The organism is Rhodococcus sp. BP-160, from assembly GCF_019836205.1.
Classification (GTDB): Bacteria; Actinomycetota; Actinomycetes; order Mycobacteriales; family Mycobacteriaceae; genus Rhodococcoides.
The window spans coordinates 1,106,220-1,121,653 of the sequence record NZ_JABUEK010000001.1 but is presented as its reverse complement, the minus strand read 5'-3'; the positions used below and the strand labels follow the sequence as shown (position 1 = coordinate 1,121,653).

The 15,434-nt window shown below is 67.7% G+C and carries 19 protein-coding genes; 13 read left to right on the top strand and 6 right to left on the bottom strand.

Annotation, left to right across the window (positions count from 1 at the left end; all coding sequences use genetic code 11):
• Positions 1 to 46: 46 nt before the first annotated feature.
• Positions 47 to 1,000 carry a manganese catalase family protein gene (locus HQ306_RS05305; RefSeq protein ID WP_222628021.1) on the bottom strand — a complete coding sequence of 318 codons (954 nt, stop codon included), beginning with the start codon at positions 998 to 1,000 and terminating at the stop codon, positions 47 to 49.
• A 207-nt stretch (positions 1,001 to 1,207) separates the two neighbouring features.
• Between HQ306_RS05305 and HQ306_RS05300 the strand changes: the two genes are divergently transcribed.
• Complete coding sequence (locus HQ306_RS05300) at positions 1,208 to 1,933, top strand: YoaK family protein (protein ID WP_222628018.1); 726 nt, start codon at positions 1,208 to 1,210, stop codon at positions 1,931 to 1,933.
• Between the two features lie 16 nt (positions 1,934 to 1,949).
• On the opposite strand, the gene HQ306_RS05295 is transcribed toward HQ306_RS05300, so the two are convergent.
• Positions 1,950 to 2,522 carry a TetR family transcriptional regulator gene (locus tag HQ306_RS05295; RefSeq protein ID WP_222628016.1) on the bottom strand — a complete coding sequence of 191 codons (573 nt, stop codon included), beginning with the start codon at positions 2,520 to 2,522 and terminating at the stop codon, positions 1,950 to 1,952.
• A 110-nt stretch (positions 2,523 to 2,632) separates the two neighbouring features.
• On the opposite strand from HQ306_RS05295, the gene HQ306_RS05290 reads away from it, so the two are divergent.
• The 7 genes from HQ306_RS05290 (at position 2,633) to HQ306_RS05265 (ending at position 5,791) form a co-directional block, all read left to right on the top strand.
• Positions 2,633 to 3,688, top strand: a complete 1,056-nt coding sequence (locus HQ306_RS05290) for an NAD(P)-dependent alcohol dehydrogenase (RefSeq protein ID WP_222628014.1) — start codon at positions 2,633 to 2,635, stop codon at positions 3,686 to 3,688.
• Between the two features lie 70 nt (positions 3,689 to 3,758).
• Positions 3,759 to 3,905, top strand: a complete 147-nt coding sequence (locus HQ306_RS05285; RefSeq protein ID WP_197027715.1) for a hypothetical protein — start codon at positions 3,759 to 3,761, stop codon at positions 3,903 to 3,905.
• 9 nt (positions 3,906 to 3,914) lie between these two features.
• Positions 3,915 to 4,205, top strand: a complete 291-nt coding sequence (locus tag HQ306_RS05280) for a YrhK family protein (protein WP_308115493.1) — start codon at positions 3,915 to 3,917, stop codon at positions 4,203 to 4,205.
• Positions 4,206 to 4,316: 111 nt separating this feature from the next.
• Entirely contained in the window at positions 4,317 to 4,481 is a 165-nt protein-coding gene (locus tag HQ306_RS22060) for a hypothetical protein (RefSeq protein WP_235578791.1), read from the top strand.
• Positions 4,478 to 4,651, top strand: coding sequence for a hypothetical protein (locus HQ306_RS22055; protein WP_235578792.1), 174 nt, complete (start codon positions 4,478 to 4,480; stop codon positions 4,649 to 4,651). Before HQ306_RS22060 ends, HQ306_RS22055 begins: the two co-directional genes overlap by 4 nt.
• A gap of 137 nt (positions 4,652 to 4,788) precedes the next feature.
• Positions 4,789 to 5,145 (top strand): cyclophilin-like fold protein, encoded by a 357-nt coding sequence (locus HQ306_RS05270; protein ID WP_231476168.1) that lies wholly within the window; start codon positions 4,789 to 4,791, stop codon positions 5,143 to 5,145.
• Between the two features lie 79 nt (positions 5,146 to 5,224).
• Positions 5,225 to 5,791 (top strand): hypothetical protein, encoded by a 567-nt coding sequence (locus HQ306_RS05265; RefSeq protein WP_027504369.1) that lies wholly within the window; start codon positions 5,225 to 5,227, stop codon positions 5,789 to 5,791.
• A gap of 1 nt (position 5,792) precedes the next feature.
• Here HQ306_RS05265 and HQ306_RS05260 read toward each other — a convergent pair whose 3' ends face one another.
• From HQ306_RS05260 to HQ306_RS05245, 4 genes are all read right to left on the bottom strand, one after another.
• On the bottom strand, positions 5,793 to 6,521 hold the full coding sequence (locus HQ306_RS05260) for an SDR family NAD(P)-dependent oxidoreductase (protein ID WP_222628010.1): 729 nt from the start codon (positions 6,519 to 6,521) through the stop codon (positions 5,793 to 5,795).
• Positions 6,522 to 6,592: 71 nt separating this feature from the next.
• A complete protein-coding gene (locus HQ306_RS05255; RefSeq protein ID WP_222628008.1) occupies positions 6,593 to 8,374 on the bottom strand; it encodes an FAD-dependent oxidoreductase in 1,782 nt (593 codons plus the stop codon).
• Positions 8,371 to 9,297, bottom strand: a complete 927-nt coding sequence (locus HQ306_RS05250; RefSeq protein WP_222628005.1) for a fumarylacetoacetate hydrolase family protein — start codon at positions 9,295 to 9,297, stop codon at positions 8,371 to 8,373. The genes HQ306_RS05255 and HQ306_RS05250 overlap by 4 nt, the downstream gene beginning before the upstream one ends.
• 25 nt (positions 9,298 to 9,322) lie before the next feature.
• Entirely contained in the window at positions 9,323 to 9,961 is a 639-nt protein-coding gene (locus HQ306_RS05245) for a VOC family protein (protein ID WP_222628003.1), read from the bottom strand.
• A gap of 111 nt (positions 9,962 to 10,072) precedes the next feature.
• Between HQ306_RS05245 and HQ306_RS05240 the strand changes: the two genes are divergently transcribed.
• The 5 genes from HQ306_RS05240 (at position 10,073) to HQ306_RS05220 (ending at position 15,405) form a co-directional block, all read left to right on the top strand.
• Positions 10,073 to 10,660 carry a TetR/AcrR family transcriptional regulator gene (locus HQ306_RS05240; RefSeq protein ID WP_222628002.1) on the top strand — a complete coding sequence of 196 codons (588 nt, stop codon included), beginning with the start codon at positions 10,073 to 10,075 and terminating at the stop codon, positions 10,658 to 10,660.
• Between the two features lie 140 nt (positions 10,661 to 10,800).
• Entirely contained in the window at positions 10,801 to 11,325 is a 525-nt protein-coding gene (locus tag HQ306_RS05235) for a thioesterase family protein (protein WP_235578830.1), read from the top strand.
• Complete coding sequence (locus tag HQ306_RS05230) at positions 11,325 to 12,815, top strand: NAD(P)/FAD-dependent oxidoreductase (protein WP_222628000.1); 1,491 nt, start codon at positions 11,325 to 11,327, stop codon at positions 12,813 to 12,815. The genes HQ306_RS05235 and HQ306_RS05230 overlap by 1 nt, the downstream gene beginning before the upstream one ends.
• On the top strand, positions 12,812 to 14,578 hold the full coding sequence (locus HQ306_RS05225) for an alpha/beta fold hydrolase (protein WP_222627998.1): 1,767 nt from the start codon (positions 12,812 to 12,814) through the stop codon (positions 14,576 to 14,578). The genes HQ306_RS05230 and HQ306_RS05225 overlap by 4 nt, the downstream gene beginning before the upstream one ends.
• Complete coding sequence (locus tag HQ306_RS05220) at positions 14,572 to 15,405, top strand: SDR family NAD(P)-dependent oxidoreductase (RefSeq protein ID WP_222627996.1); 834 nt, start codon at positions 14,572 to 14,574, stop codon at positions 15,403 to 15,405. The genes HQ306_RS05225 and HQ306_RS05220 overlap by 7 nt, the downstream gene beginning before the upstream one ends.
• The last annotated feature ends 29 nt before the right edge of the window (positions 15,406 to 15,434 follow it).

Below are 15,434 nucleotides of genomic sequence, written 5' to 3'. Positions count from 1 at the left end.
CTGCGCGAACGAGAGTCACGCAGTGCCGCATCGGTGAACTGTCAGATCACTTCCCGAGTTCGCCGAACGTGGCGTCGATGTCGGCCATCTCCATCTCTGCGGTCTGCTGGATCAGCTCCATGAGCTCCGGATCGAGCCCGGGTGCGAACTCCTCCGGTCGCTCGGGCGCGATGTCGAGGGGTGCACCCGCCGGCGCCTGTTCGCTCGCGTCGAGATCCGTTCCGTCCTTCGACGGCGACATGCCCTGGTAGATACGGCCCGCCTCGGACGCGCCGGTGAGGTCGAAGGTGTACTGCTTGCTCTGCAGGCCCATCTCCACGAGCTTCTTCACCTCGGGGAACTGCTCGGCGTTCGTCTTCGGAATGGGCAGCGTCTTCTTCCAGTCGACACCCAGTGTCTCGAGTGCCTTCGCGTAGCCGTTCTCGTGCGCCTGGTCCCGAACGATGAGGTAGGAGATGGTGGACCGGGCGGTCTTGTTGTCGGTCATCTCGTACATGCGGCACTTCTGCAGGCGGCCCGTCGATTCGAGCATCAGGTTGTACAGCAGATCGAGCACGAGGTTGCCCGAGTTGTAGACGTAACTGCCGCTCCATGGGTTGCCCACCGAGTCGACGGGCATCGCGCCCTGAGCACCGACGAGGTAGTGGTGGATGTTGCCCTCGGACAGGGCGATGTTCAGCGGCACGCCGCCGCCCGCGCCCGGTGTGTCGAGCGGATCGTTCTGCTTGCCCTGGTATCGCGGCGACCCGTCGAGCAGGCGAGAAATGGTGGTGCCGATGAGTTCGACGTGACTGATCTCCTCGGTACCGATGCCCTGGATCAGGTCCCGGTAGGGCTTGGCCGCGGCGCCGCGGAAGTTCATCGACTGGAACAGGTACTGCATCATCGTGCGCATCTCGCCGAACTGGCCACCGAGGCCCTCCTGCAGCGCGTTCGCTGCGGCGGGATCGGGCTCGTCGGGAACGATGTCGTGGATCAGCTTCTGTACGTGCAGATACATGGGGCCTCCTCAGGCGTGGGGCGGAACTGCCGCCCACGCAGCACGGGTGCCCCGAGTCTGACCACCCTCAATCCTTCGGTGTTGTTCCAGCCTTCGGAGAACGCTGTTGTGACCCACCACATTTCACTGGTGTTAAGCATCTTTATTGTTCTGTGATACACGCCTCACGGAGCCGTCCGAGCACATTCCGTCCGGAGAATGACAGGTATGACCTCATCTGTGGCGATCAGCCGCGACACAGCAGTCGGCCCGGAAGCCCGGTTGTCCTGGATTCTGTCGGGCCTCGCCGGGATGGTCGGCGCCGTCGCATTTCTGCATTCCGCCGGATACTTCGTCACCTTCATGACGGGAAATACCGAACGCGCGGTCGTGGGACATTTCGGTGAGCCCGCCGGCAAGGAGGTGGCTCCGGGCGCATCTCCCTGGGCCGCACTGGCTCTGATGGGATCGTTCCTGCTCGGCGTGGTCATCGCGTCGATCTGCCGACGGAAGTACTGGTCGAACCATCCGCACGGTGCCACCGTGGTGACGACGATCGCGCTCGCGGTGGCGGGGTCGATCGACATCGCACTGTCCGGGTGGTCGTCCGCCGACGTGAACTTCTATCCGATCCTTCTCATCGCTTTCGCGCTCGGCGCGTTGAACACCGCCTTCACCAAGAAGGAGGAGACCTACATTCCGCTGAGTTATGTCACCGGAACGCTGGTCAAGCTGGGGCAGGGAATCGAACGCCACCTCTGCGGTGGCGGAACCCGCTACGACTGGCTCTGCTACCTCATGCTGCTGGGGTCGTTCTCGCTCGGCGGTGCGATCGGCGCTTTCATCGGCGTCGTCATCACCGGTCCCCAGGTGCTCCTGCTCGCCGCGCTGTTCAGCTTCGGTGCCACGATCTTCACCTTCACCCACACCGACCGGCAGACGGTCTTCGGCTGACAGGCGCCTCGTCGGCTCAGATCGCCTGGAACGCCCTCCGCGCTGTCGCTGCCAGTGCCGCTCGTCGGCGATCGTGGTCGGACGCGCTCTCACCCGCGTGCGCGGTGTGGACGATCGCGGACTGCGCCCACGTGGCGGCGAGCGACACCAGCATCGACCAGAGATCCTCCGCCGCGACGTCGTCGACGAGAGTGCCCCGCTTCTGTGCGTCGCGGATGGCGTCCAACTCGGCGCGACCGGCATCCTCGCGGTGCGCGAAGAGGGGGCCGATCGGAGTCCGCTCCAACCGCGCCCAGGTCACCAGGCGCACCAGCTCGGGATCGCCGATATACATGTCGTAGAGGGCCGCGACGTATCCGGGCAGGTCGTCCGCGTCGAGCGGGACGTCCGCCATGTCGACGTCCACCCGGTTGTCGAAGACCGCGTCGAACAGTGCCTGTTTGCTGCCGAAGTACGCATAGATCTGCGACTTGTTGATGGCGGCGTTCGCAGCGATGCGGTCGACGCGCGCCCCCGCGATGCCGTGCTCGGCGAACTCGGCCGTCCCTGCACGGAGTATTCGTCGTCTCGTCTCGGCGGCGTCACCCATGGGTCGAGCCTACGCAGTGACCAACTGGTTGGTCACTGCGATCGTTCTCGGTTACGCTTCCAACTAACCAGTTGGTTGCCACCGACCGGTCCACTTCGAAGGGACATCCAGTGAGAACCGTGGCCGCCTACAGCGCATCCGCACCCGGAGCCCCGTTGATCCGGGACTCGGTGGAGCGACGGGACCTGCGGGCCGACGACGTCGCCGTGCTCGTGAGCCACTGCGGTGTGTGCCATTCCGATCTGCACGTGCTCCGGGACGACGCGGGGTCCTTCCCGCTCACCCCGGGCCACGAGTTCGTCGGAACGGTGCTCGACGTGGGCAGCGGCGTCACGGACTTCGCCCCTGGGGACCCCGTGGCCGTCGGCAACATCGTCGACTCGTGCGACGTGTGCGACATGTGCGCTGCGGGGCAGGAGAACTACTGCCGTGAGTTCCCCACCCTCACCTACGGCGGGCGGGACCGCGTCGACGGATCGACGACGGCAGGAGCCTTCTCGGCGGAGTACGTCGTGCGGGATCGGTTCGTCTACCACCGGCCGAAAGGCCTCGATGCGGCCGCGGTCGCTCCCCTGATGTGCGCGGGCATCACGGTCTGGGAGCCGTTGCGCCGCTGGGGCGTCGGTCCAGGGTCGCGCGTCGGTGTGGCCGGAATCGGTGGCCTCGGTCATCTCGCCGTGCGATTCGCGGCGGCGCTGGGCGCCGAGGTCACCGTGTTCACCACCTCGTCGGCCAAGGCGGAGGAGGCGCGGGAACTGGGTGCTCACCACACCGTGCTGTCGACCGACGACGCCGCGATGGTGGCGGTGCAGGGCGGACTGGATCTCGTCGTCGACTGCATCCCGGTCGCTCACGATCCGCACCCGTACCTCGCGAGCCTGGCGCTCGACGGAACCCTCTGTCTGGTGGGCCACCTCGGCTCGGTCTCGATCGAGACGGTGGATCTCCTGGTCGGTCGCAAATCGGTGAGCTCGTCCGGCAGTGGTGGTCGCCGGCACACGCAGGAGATGCTCGACTTCTGCGGCGACCACGGCATCACCGCGCAGGTGGAGGTGCTGCCGTCGGCCCTCGTCGGCACCGCTCTCGATCGTCTCGAGGCCGGAGACGTGCGCTACCGGTTCGTGCTCGACATGGGTGATCTGGTCGGCGACGGCACACCTGCCTGAGGGTTGCGGAATCGGGGCGCGGGGCATTCAGGGCGTGACCCGACCACCGATCAGAGAGCAGGACCCCGCGATGACGATGCCCAGTGATGCTGCGGACGCCGTGCCCGCCGCCGGAAGCAACGACGGACCGCGCGAGCACGAGCAGGACACCGAGCACACCGCCTACGTCGACGAGGAGAACGTGCCGCACCCCGGGGATGCGAACACCGACTCCTGATCGGCGACCGTGGGTATCGACACCAGCGGGAAGACACTGACACTCACCATCGGACACGACGAGTTGATCGTCCGTCAGCGATGGGAAGTGGTCAGCATCGTCAACGACATCGCGATCGCGGTGTGGTTCATTGCGGGCAGTGTGCTGTTCTTCAGTGAGTCGACCACCGAGCTCGGAACAGTCCTCTTCCTTGTCGGGAGCATCGAGTTGCTCGTCCGGCCTGTCATCCGCCTCGTTCGACGGGTGCACATTCGGCGAGTACGTGGTGGCTCCGACGGAGTGGACAGCCTCGACTTCTGAGTGTCGTCGGGAGACCGCAAAGGGTGCCCTCGTAGGGACTCCCTCGCGTGCGATCACGTCTCTAGCGTTGGTGGGGCCAGACCAACCCTCCGACGTGACGAGGTACCAACCGTGAAGAGACCGTTCGTGATTGCCGCGCCGGCGGTCGCTGTGCCCGCACTGGGCGCGGCGTGGACGGCGTCGGAGGAGGCGAGCCCGCTGGTCGGGGAGTGGCGCATGACCGGGCTCGGCGTTCGATCCTGCAGGGGTACGAGTCGTTCCACGGTGATCTCGTGACCGAGTCCGACGGAACCTCGGGGACCTTCACGATCTCGGTGGAGTCGGCTCTGGCGCGCGATCTCATCGGGCAGACCCTTCATCGTGCTCACGAGGTGGACGGTGACACTCTCGTTCCGACACCGAGCGATCCTGCCGACGGCTTCCGGGCCACCTACGAGCGTGGATGACGCGCCGCGGAGCGATTGCCCTCGCGTCCGCAGTCTCTCTGCTCGCCGGCTGCTCGGCTGAGAGCGACACCGTCGGTGCGGCTGCCTCGTCACCGACGACCACGCGGCCGACCGCCGCAGAACGGAACGGAGAGACGATGCGCATCGCGATCGACGTCGAGGGCACCACGGTGATCGGAACGCTGAACGACAGTGTGGCGGCCCGCGATCTCGCGGCACTTCTGCCCGTGACGGTGGAGATGTCGGATCACGGCGGCGTGGAGAAGACGGGTCCGCTGCCGGCGGTGCTGAGCACGGACGGGTCTCCCTCAGGGGCGGATCCCGATCCCGGCGACATCGGGTACTACGCGCCGTCGAACGACGTCGTTCTGTACTACGGCGATCAGAGCTACTTCCCCGGCATCGTCGTACTCGGGACCATGGACCCGTCGGGAGTCGGCGTGGTCGGTGCGCTCGGTGGCACGGTGACGGTGACCATCACGTCGGCCGACTGATCGCGCCTGGCCTCACCACGGGCCCATGTCTTCGGAGCCGAGCGTGAGTGCGGACGGTCCCGGGGCGCATACTTACCGGATGCCCCCCAACGCGAAGCGCACGATTCTGAGCAACGGCGCCGACCGCGTCACCGTCTTCCACGACGGGAGGGTGAAGGTCACCTCGAGTTCGCACGTCTGGGACATCGTCGATCGCGGACGCCACAGTGCCCTCGGCCAGTACGTCACCCTCGCGCCCGCACCGGCCCGCCACGCGGACGTACGAGCGGACGACCGCGAGGCCGCGCCGGGCACCCCCGACTTCGTCGCCGAACTGAACCCGGAGTTGGGGTCGGCCGTCGCCGGAACCGCAGCGGCCACGAACGGCACCTTCGTCCAGTTCGTGCACGACGGGACCATCATCGTCGGCAACGACGGTCGCGACCTCGCCGAGACGTTCAACACCGGTCGCGAGGCCACCGAGGAGGCCGCTGCGGAACGCGGTGGCGCGGTGACCGTGACGTTCAAGGGATCGTATCGGCCGCGTGACATCCGTGAGCACGACTGGCTCATCGAGATCCCCGTGAACGAGAAGCCGTTCAGCAATCGCCTCTACCGGGGGGACTACGAGAACTCGGAGAACAAGGTGGGTCCGCACCGCAGGTAGTTCACAGTCCACCGGCCACCCGGAGCACCGCGCCCGTCACGTAACTCGCGTCCTCGGACATGAGCCAGACGACGGCTCCCGCGATGTCGTCGACGGTGCCCGCTCGACCGAGCGGCACCGTCGGGGCGACCTGCGCGGGCCGGTCCGGCTCCTGGTGGAAGTCGGTCCAGATCGTGCCGGGCGACACGGCGTTCACGCGAATCGCGGGGGCAAGTTCTTTCGACAGTCCGAGTGTCAGTGCGTCGACTCCGGCTTTCGCTGCCGCGTAGTGGACGTACCTCGACGGACTTCCGAGCGTCGCGGCCGCGGACGAGATCGAGACGATCGATCCACCGCCCTGTCTCATGAGTGCTGCCTGCGCGAACTTGCAGCAGACGATCACTCCGAAGAGGTCGACGTCGAGGTCCCGGTGGATCGCCGCGAGGTCGTTGTCCTCGAGCCGCCCCACTGCGGTGGCCGCGCCGGCGTTGTTCACCACCCCGGTCACCGGCCCGAACGTCTCCGCTGCCGCGAAGAACGCGGCGACGGAATCCTCGTCGACGATGTCGACCGCGCCGCACACCGCGCGGCGACCGAGGGCTGTGACGTCAGCTGCGACGGCGTCGGCCGAGTCCGCGTCGGAGTGGTAGCCGATCACCACGTCCCACCCGGCGCGGGCCAGGGCCAGGCTGATGGCCCGTCCGATCCCGCGTCCACCGCCGGTCACGATGGCGACCCTCGTGTCAGTCATGGGCACAGTCAACCCCGTCGGTTCCGGTGTTGCCGAAGGAATCGGAGCGCGGAACCCTCGACATGCCGCTGTCACCGCATCGGATAGTGCTGGCGCCAGCGTTCGAGGAATCTCGTCAACTCGGCCACACCCGACGACGCCGGCGAGGTCGTACGCCAGGCCACGTGCCCGTCCGGGCGGACGAGCACGGCTCCCTTCTCACCGACCTCCAGCAGGTCGATCAGTCGACGCCGGTCTGCGGGGTCCGGTGCGTCGACGGGGACCACCACGACGCCCGGGCCCGCGATGCGGTGAGTGCCGAGCTCGTTCTCCCACCCGTCGTCGTTGAGGGCGAGGAGGGTCAACGAGGTCCGGTGGAGTACGTCGTGGATGCCCGTGGTGAGCCCGCGCGTCGAGATCATCGCGTGGGGAAGCCGGGCGCCGGGGTAGGTGGTGGGGAGATAGTCGACCACGTCCTCGGGCGGCCGCACTGCAGGGTCGTCGTCGGCGACGAGGTCGCTCGTGTGCAGATAGCCGAACTGCAGACCGGTGGAGACGAAGTGTTCGATCTGACCGGGCAACGCCTCCGCGATCTGCCCGCGCAGTGCCGTCGAACCCGGAGCCCGAGGATGCAGTCGCCGCGCTCGACGCATCTGCCGACGCATCATCGCCGTGGCCATCGGCGCGACGAGCCGGTCGGGGAGCGACGCGAGCGGTGCACGCGCCGCGACACGGGTCGCGACCGCGAGCATCCTGTTGGTGATGCCGATGCGTCCACCGATGTCGTCGAGCCGGAAATGGTTGGCCACACTCTGTTCCGCGAACTTCTCCACCACCGGTCGGCGCTCCGTCTCGTAGGTGTCGAGCAGAGTGGGAGATGCAGTGCCGGACAGCGCCGCGTCGAGCTTCCACGCGAGATTGTGCGCGTCCTGCACCCCGGAGTTCAGGCCGAAGCCGCCGGTGTGCGGGAACCGATGCGCAGCGTCACCGAGGAGCAGGAGCCGCCCGCGGCGGAACGAGTCCGCGGTCTGCGAGGTCATCACCCAGGTGCCGGTCGACTCCAGCTCGAAGTCTCTGTCACCGAGCACCTTCGGCAACATGTCGGCCCAGAACTGGCGGCTGTTCGCGGCGATCTCCTGGGCCGGGTGCAGGTAGGCCGTCATGAGGATGTACCGGTGATCGGCGTGCGAGATCAGGACGCCGCACAGATCCGGCGTGTAGATCCAGCTCAGAAGTGGACGAGCGTCGTCCGGGAACAGCGTGTGCGAGGTGAAGAACGCGCTGCCCATGTTCGCCAGGACCGGCCCGTCGAGGTCGATTCCACTGGCATCGCGAACAGGACTGTTGGCCCCGTCGCACCCCAAGACGTACCGAGCGGTCAGCTCTCCGTCGTCATCTCCACTGCGCGTTCGCACTCGGGCGACCTCGGGTGTGGACTCGACATCCAGAACCGTGACGCCGCGGCGGAAGTCGATGAGCGGGTCCTCGTCCAGCGCGTTCCACAGCACGGGCATGAGCAGGTGCTGTCCGATGTGCGAGACCATGTACGGGCTCTGGCTCTCGACGACTGCTTTCCGCTCGGGATCGGACAGCAGGTCGATGGACCCGATGGGGCCGTCGCCGATGCCGCCGAACCAACTGATGAGGTTCACCTCGTCGTGCGGAGGCGACATCGACGCGATGGCCGACGCGAGATCGGGGCTGTACTCGTGCCAGATCTCGAGCGTGCGGGCATTGATCACGTGTGCGGCCGGATGGAAGAGCGGCGTGGCTCGACGCTCGAGGACAGTGGTGCGGATGCCCCTGCGAGCCAACAGCAGTGCGGCTGTGGCGCCTGCCGGACCCGCGCCGACGATCACCACCGGAGTCGTCATCGGACGACGGTCCGCTGAGTACCGAGGTCGATGGTGCCGTCGGCCGTGCGGATGGTGGCGGTCACGACGTCGTCGACGGAGAGGTAATGCGGATTGCGCGCCTGTCGAGCGAAGAAGATCTTCCACTTGACCGCCGGCGGAAGGAGTTCGCCGATCTTCTGCACGATCTTCGGTGGGGCGGAGATGGCGGTTCCGACGGGCGTGCCCGTCAGGAGAACGTCTCCTGCGGAGAGGGACTGGAAACGAGACAGGCGGGTGAGTGCCTCGGCGGGTGGCGTGATCAGGTCATCGCCGATGGTCTGATCCTGACGGACGTCGCCGTTGACGGACAGGGTCATGTGCAACTCGGGGAGCCGCGCCCAGTCCGCTGCGTCGAACAGGACGAGTCGCGGGCCGAGTGGCGTGAAGGTGGGATAGGACTTGCTCTCGTAGACCTGGACGCGGGTCAGCTGAATCTCGCGCGCCGACACGTCGTCGGCCACGACCACCCCCGCGGCGTAGTGCGGCATGGTGTCCTGCGTGACCGTGGTCCCGACAGGGACGTCCGCCCCGATGACGATGCCCAGCTCGATCTCGTGATCCAGCAGGGCGACCTCGGCGGGTTGGCGGATCGGATCGTTGGGGCCGCTGATGGAGGCCGACGATTTCCGGAAGAACGTGGGGTACAGCGTTGCCGGGTCGGCTCCGATGTCCAGCGCGTGCGACCGGTAGTTGAGCAACTGAGCCACGACACGGCACGGTGCGGTGATCGGCGAGAGGACGTCGAGATCCGCCGCGACGGCGTCCTCACCGTGTGCGCTCTCGACGGCCGCACGATCGGCGAGCAGATCACGGGTGGTGTCGGCCGTGGTGTCGATGCGGGCCGCGGTCTCACCGTGCAGGCGCCACCATCCCTCGGCAGTGCGAACAATGTTCACGGGCATGGTGATTCGCTTTCTCGAGAAGGGATCACAAGGTACGGAACGAGATGGTCTTCTTGTTCGCCACGACCGGCCGGCCCGGCCTGGTCCCGGCCTCCCGCCGCCGCAGCTCCTTCGGCGACTCGCCGTTGCGCAGTCGGCTCAGCAGGTAGTCGGGATCGATGTTCACGCCGATCGGATTGCGGGCGAACTCGTCGCTGTAGAAGAACGCCGCGGTGTGATCCGGGTCGAAGTTCTCCACCTGGAACTCGAGTCGGATGCCGTCGGGATCCTCGTAGTAGAGGGAGATGGTCGGGCCGTGGTTGATGGACCAGACCGGGCGGATGCCCTGGCGCTTCAACCGCACGTAGTTCTCGAGCAGCCGTTCGAGGGACGTGAAGGTCAGCGCGATGTGGTCGATTCCGTAGACCTTGCGCTTGAGCCTCGCGAGCGGGAAGAGAAGCCGCAGAACCGGGGGCACGGCGATGATCGCCAGGCGGTGCGACTCGTCGTCCCAGGTCAGGAACGTGATCTCGTCGTCCTGATACGCGACCTGCGCCCCGAAGACGGTGCCGTACCGCCGCACCATCTCGTCGGTGCGAGTCGATTTCACCACCCAGTGGGCGATGCGATCCGGTCCGTGCCTGCCGAGACCGGCCGAGCCGGTGTGGTCACCCGTCGCGTTCATCGTCGCCTCTCGTCGTGGGGAAGTGACCGCGACGCTACGAGCACTTTGACTGTCAGTCAAGAAATTGACTTGTGCTCGAGGTGGAGGGCGGGGTGCACTACCCTCGGTGCCATGTCCGCGAACCCCCCCGACGGCGCGCGTCGTCCGCGACGGGATCGTCGACAGGCACTCATCGATGCGGCCATCGCCCTCATGAGCGAGGGCGGCGACGCGGACATCAGCGCGGCCGCCATCTCCCGGCGGGCCGACGTGGCACACGGGTTGCTGTTCTACTACTTCACCGACAAGCAGGGCCTGGTGGCTGCGGCGCTCGCAGACGTGTTGTCGCGCTTGGTGCATCACCAGAGTCCGAGGGCGGACGAGCAGACTCCGGAGCAACGCCTCGACGGTTTCGTCCGACGGCACATCGAGTTCCTGGAGAATCATCGGACGCTGTACGTCCGCGTCGTCGTCGAGGGCGTGCTGGGCGATCCGGCCGTCGAACGGGCGCTCCGCGAGGCACGTGCGGCAGGCGCGCGTCAGGTGGCGGACATCGTCGGACTGGGGCAGCCCCTGACTCCGGTGATGCAGACGGCGGTCGTCGCCTGGACGGGATTCCTCGACCGGGCGGCCGACGAGTACGTCGAGCGCGACGACCTGTCGCTCGACGACGTCGTGGACCTCGTGGTGAGAGCCTTCGGCGTGGTCACCGGGCACTGACGCCGCGCATCCCTCGTGGCGGTGGGCACGTGCACAACGCATCGTGCGGCGCCGTGTCGCGACAGCCATCGTGCGCGACGCTCCCGAAGGCCACACTCGAGTGATCGATACCGTCGTCCGGCGAGGAGTGGCCCGTGATCATGATGCTGCGCTGGGTCCTCCGCATGCACTCGTTCGGACGGACGGCGCGAGTGGGTGATCCTCTCGAGACACGGTTCCGCGTACTCCCGGCGGATCTCGACATCCTGATGCACATGACCAACGGCCGGTACCTGTCCGTTCTGGACGCGGCCCGCATCGCGTACTACGCGAGAACCGGTCTGTGGCACCAGTTCCGCGTGCGGGGCTGGAGTCCCGTCGTCACGGCGCAGAGCATCACCTACCGGCGCTCGCTGACCTTCCCGCGTGCGTATCGCGTGCGGACCCGTCTGATCGGTACCGATGCCAAGAACCTGTACTTCGAGCAGGTCTTCCACATTCGCGACGTCGACCATGCCACCGCGGTGGTGTCCGTCCGACTGACCGATCGGGGCGGCGGGTCGGTGCCGCCGGCGCGGATCCTCGCTCTCGACGGCACGTTCGTGCTGCCCGACCGCATCCCGACAGCAGTCGCGGAATGGTCGGAGTTCGCCCGTCACCACCACGCAGGGAAAGAGGGTCAGTGATGACATCGTCCGGGACCACCACGAGTTCCGACCACCACACGCTGGCGGTCATCGGCTCGGGTTTCGCGGGAGTCGGAGCAGCGATCGGGCTGGCACCGTTGCACCAGGGAAGCGTCGTCATCTTCGAACGGGCGGCGACGCTCGGCGGGGTGTGGCGCGACAACGACTATCCGGGTGCTGCGTGCGATGTCCAGAGCCTCCTCTATTCGTTCTCGTTCGCTCCCAGCCACCGGTGGCGTCACACCTACGCACGGCAGCCCGAGATCCGCGAGTACCTCGACCGGGTGGCGCGGGACCACGGGTTGCTCCCGCGACTCCGGACGCAGTGCCCGGTCACGTCCCTCACCTGGGACGCGAGCGCGGCGCGATGGACTCTCGAGACGCCGCGCGGGACGTCGACCGCGGATCACGTCGTTCTCGCCACGGGGTCCCTCGCCGACCCCTCTCTTCCCGCCGTCGACGGCATCGAGACCTTCGCGGGTCCGATGTTCCACTCGTCGCAGTGGGACCACGACACGGATCTGACGGGTATGCGCGTCGCCGTCGTCGGTACCGGTGCCTCCGCGATCCAGTTCGTCCCGAGAATCCAACCGCTGGTGGAGTCCCTGACCCTGTTCCAGCGCACGGCACCGTGGGTGATGCCGCGCGACGACAAGCCCATCTCCGCACGCACGCGGACCCTGCTGAAGTCGGTTCCCGGATACCAGCGTGCTGCGCGCGCGGCCATCTACCTCGAGCGGGAGGTGAAGCTCCTGGCCTTCCGGCACCCTGCGTTGATGGCGATCGGGGAGCGCGAGGGTCGTGCGCACCTCGCACATGCCGTGAGCGATCCTGTTCTGCGGCAGAAACTCACACCGGACTATCGGATGGGCTGCAAGCGGATCCTGTTGTCCGACGAGTACTACCCGGCCCTGGCGCAACCCAACGTGTCCGTCGAGACGGCGGGCGTGGCGACCGTGACTCCCACCGGAGTGATCGACACGAACGGCACCGCGCACGAGGTGGACGCCGTCATCTTCGGCACCGGGTTCGACACCAGTCGACTTCCGCTGACGGACAGTGTCTTCGACGGGTCGGGTCGATCGATGGCGGACACGTGGGGCGACAGTCCGCGGGCCTACCTGGGAACGACCGTCGCGGGATTCCCGAATCTCTATCTGATGCACGGACCGAACATCGCACTCGGCCACACGTCGGTGATCCTGATGTTCGAGTCTCAGATCGCATACATCGAGAAGGCGATGCGTCGTGCGATGACCGCACGCGGTTCCATCGAGCCGACCGCCCGGGCGCAGGCCGAGTACTCGACCGACATCGACGACCTCACCGACGGGACGGTGTGGACGAGCGGTGGGTGCTCGAGTTGGTACCTCGACCCCGCCGGCCGCAACAGCAACCTCTGGCCGGGCAGCATCCTCGGGTATCGACGCCGTGCCGCGCGATTCGACGAGAAGCACCACGCGGTCCACACGAACGCGGTGCCGCGATGAGCGAGCCCGTCGTCCTCCTGCACGGACTCGGCGGGTCGCCTGCGATCTGGAATCGCGTTCGACCGCTGCTCACCGGTACGGTGCTCGCGCCCGAGATCGCGGGTACCGCGTCGATCGAGCAGGACGCCCTCGACATTGCCCGGGCGGTTCGGGCCGCCGGCATCGGTCCCGCTGTCGTGGTGGGGCACTCGCGCGGCGGACTCGTCGCCACGTCCCTGGCGGAGCAGTTCCCGGGCCTCGTGACCCGTCTGGTGCTGGTTGCGACTCCGCCGACCACGGCGAGTCGGCTGACGGCCAGAGGTGTCTCCGAGATGGTTCTCGGTGTGCCGGTCCTCGGCGCCGCGGTGTGGACGATGCTGCCCGAGCGCAGGCTCCGGTCCGGTCTCGCGTCGGCGTTCGCTCCCGGTGGTCCGGTTCCCGAGTTCGCGGTGCGGGACCTCGTCGCGACGGGACTGCGTCGGTTCCGCGCGTCCTCGACGGCGATCGACCACTACGTGACCGAAGCGCCGCTGAGAGAACGACTGTCGAGACTGTCCGTCCCGGTCTCACTGGTGTACGGCCTGAACGACCGACGTGTGGATCCGGCCGCGATGGCCGACAGTGCAGGCGGCCCGCGCACCACCGCGTATCCGCTGCGGCGCGAGGGGCACGGTGCCCCGTGGAGTTCGGCCGGTGCCGTGGCCGCCGTGATCGCCGGCGACGCGCACCCGAGCGAGGCCGTTCGACCCACTTCCACGGTGGCTCCGCGACTACGCCCGGTCCGGTGGACTCCACCGAGCGCGCCGGCCCGAGCACGGCAGGTGACGAGCAGGGAGCCGGTGGCGTCGATCCGGCGTCTCGAACTACCGGGCCGCGGGCCGGAGGACGTCAGGCTGGACTCGCGGGGGCGAGTACTCACCGGCCTGGAGGACGGGCGCATCGTCCGGGTCACCATCGACGACACCGGTCACGGCGTCGAGACTCTCGCGCACACGGGAGGTCGACCGCTCGGCATCACCGTCGTCGACGACGCCACGTTGCTGGTGTGCGATGCCGAACGAGGTGTTCTCCGCGTGGATCTCGGCACCGGGGTGGTCGACGTCCTTCTCGACCGACTCGACGGCGAATCGATCACCTTCGCGTCGAACATCGTCCAGGGGCGGTCGGGCAATATCTACTTCACGGTGTCCACCCGGCGGTTCGGGTTCCACGACTTCCTCGCCGATCTCCTCGAGCACTCCGGCACGGGCCGGCTGGCGGTGGTGTCGCCCGACGGCGCCGCGCGCACGCTCGTCGACGGTGTCCAGTTCGCCAACGGGCTGGCGGTCTCGCACGACGAGGATTCCGTCACCGTGATCTCGACAGGCGACTTCGCCGTACTGCGGTACCCCCTCGTCGACGGTCACGCCGGACCGCCGCATGTCGTCGCCGACAACCTGCCCGCCTTCCCCGACAACGTCTCGGTCGACGGTGACCTTCTGTGGGTGGCCCTGGCGACGCCGCGCAGCACACTGCACGATCGGGTCGCGCAGCTCCCCGGCATCGTCCGGAGGTTCGCGTACCGCCTCCCCGAGAGTGTGCGCCAGGGCGAGTCCACGACGTGGGTGATCGCTCTCGACTCCGGCGGCACGGTCGTGCACGACCTGCAGTCGGCATCTCCCGAGTACTCGATGGTGACCAGCGTGGTACGACGCGGCACGCAGCTGATTCTCGGAAGCATCACCGAATCCGCGCTGGCGGTCGTCGACCTCCCGCCCACGTCACAGGGGAGAGTCGAATGGTGAGCAGCCTCGACGGCCAGGTCCTCGTCGTCACGGGCGCGGCCGGAGGCATCGGTTCCGCGACGGCGCGGCGGTGCTCGGACCTCGGTGCGATCGTCGTCCTGCTCGACGTGGACGAGGGCGGTCTGACCCGCACCGCGCGGTCGCTGACGGGCCCGTGCGACACCCACGTGCTCGACGTCCGGGACGCCGATGCCTGCCGCCGAGTGATCGACACCGTCGTCGCCGAGCGGGGGCGGGTCGACATCGTGTGGGCCAATGCCGGTGTGTCGGAGTACGGTCCGCTCGACCTTCTGCCCGACGGAGCGTGGAAGCGCATGATCGACATCAACCTGGTCGGTGCCCACAACATCGTGCGGGCCGCGCTCCCGGCTGTCCTGGTCTCGCGCGGCCACATCGCCTTCACGTGTTCCTGGGCGTCCTTCGCTCATCAGCCCGGCCACTCGGGCTACGCCGCGGCGAAGGCCGGGCTGGAAGCGTTCGCGAACGCCCTTCGACTGGAACTCAGCGGCACCGGAGTGCGCGTCGGATCCCTGCACCCGGGATGGATCGACACGTCGATGGTCACGGGAAAGATGGCGCAGCCCGCGTTCGCGGCCCTGCTCGCCGCCCTTCCCGGCCCGTTCGGTGCGGTCAGCCCCGTCGACGACATCGTTCCGCACATCGTCCGCGCGCTGGAGCGGCGGTCGTCGCGCATGGTGTACCCGAGAGCCGGCCGCGTCCTCCTCGTCCTCCGTGCCGCGCTCCCGACGGCACCGTTCACTGCCCGGAGTCGAGCAGCAGCTCCGCGGATTCGTGCGCTCGCTGCTCGGGATGTGCGACGCTCGTGAACCGGACAGGCAGGGTGGTGGAAGAGGAG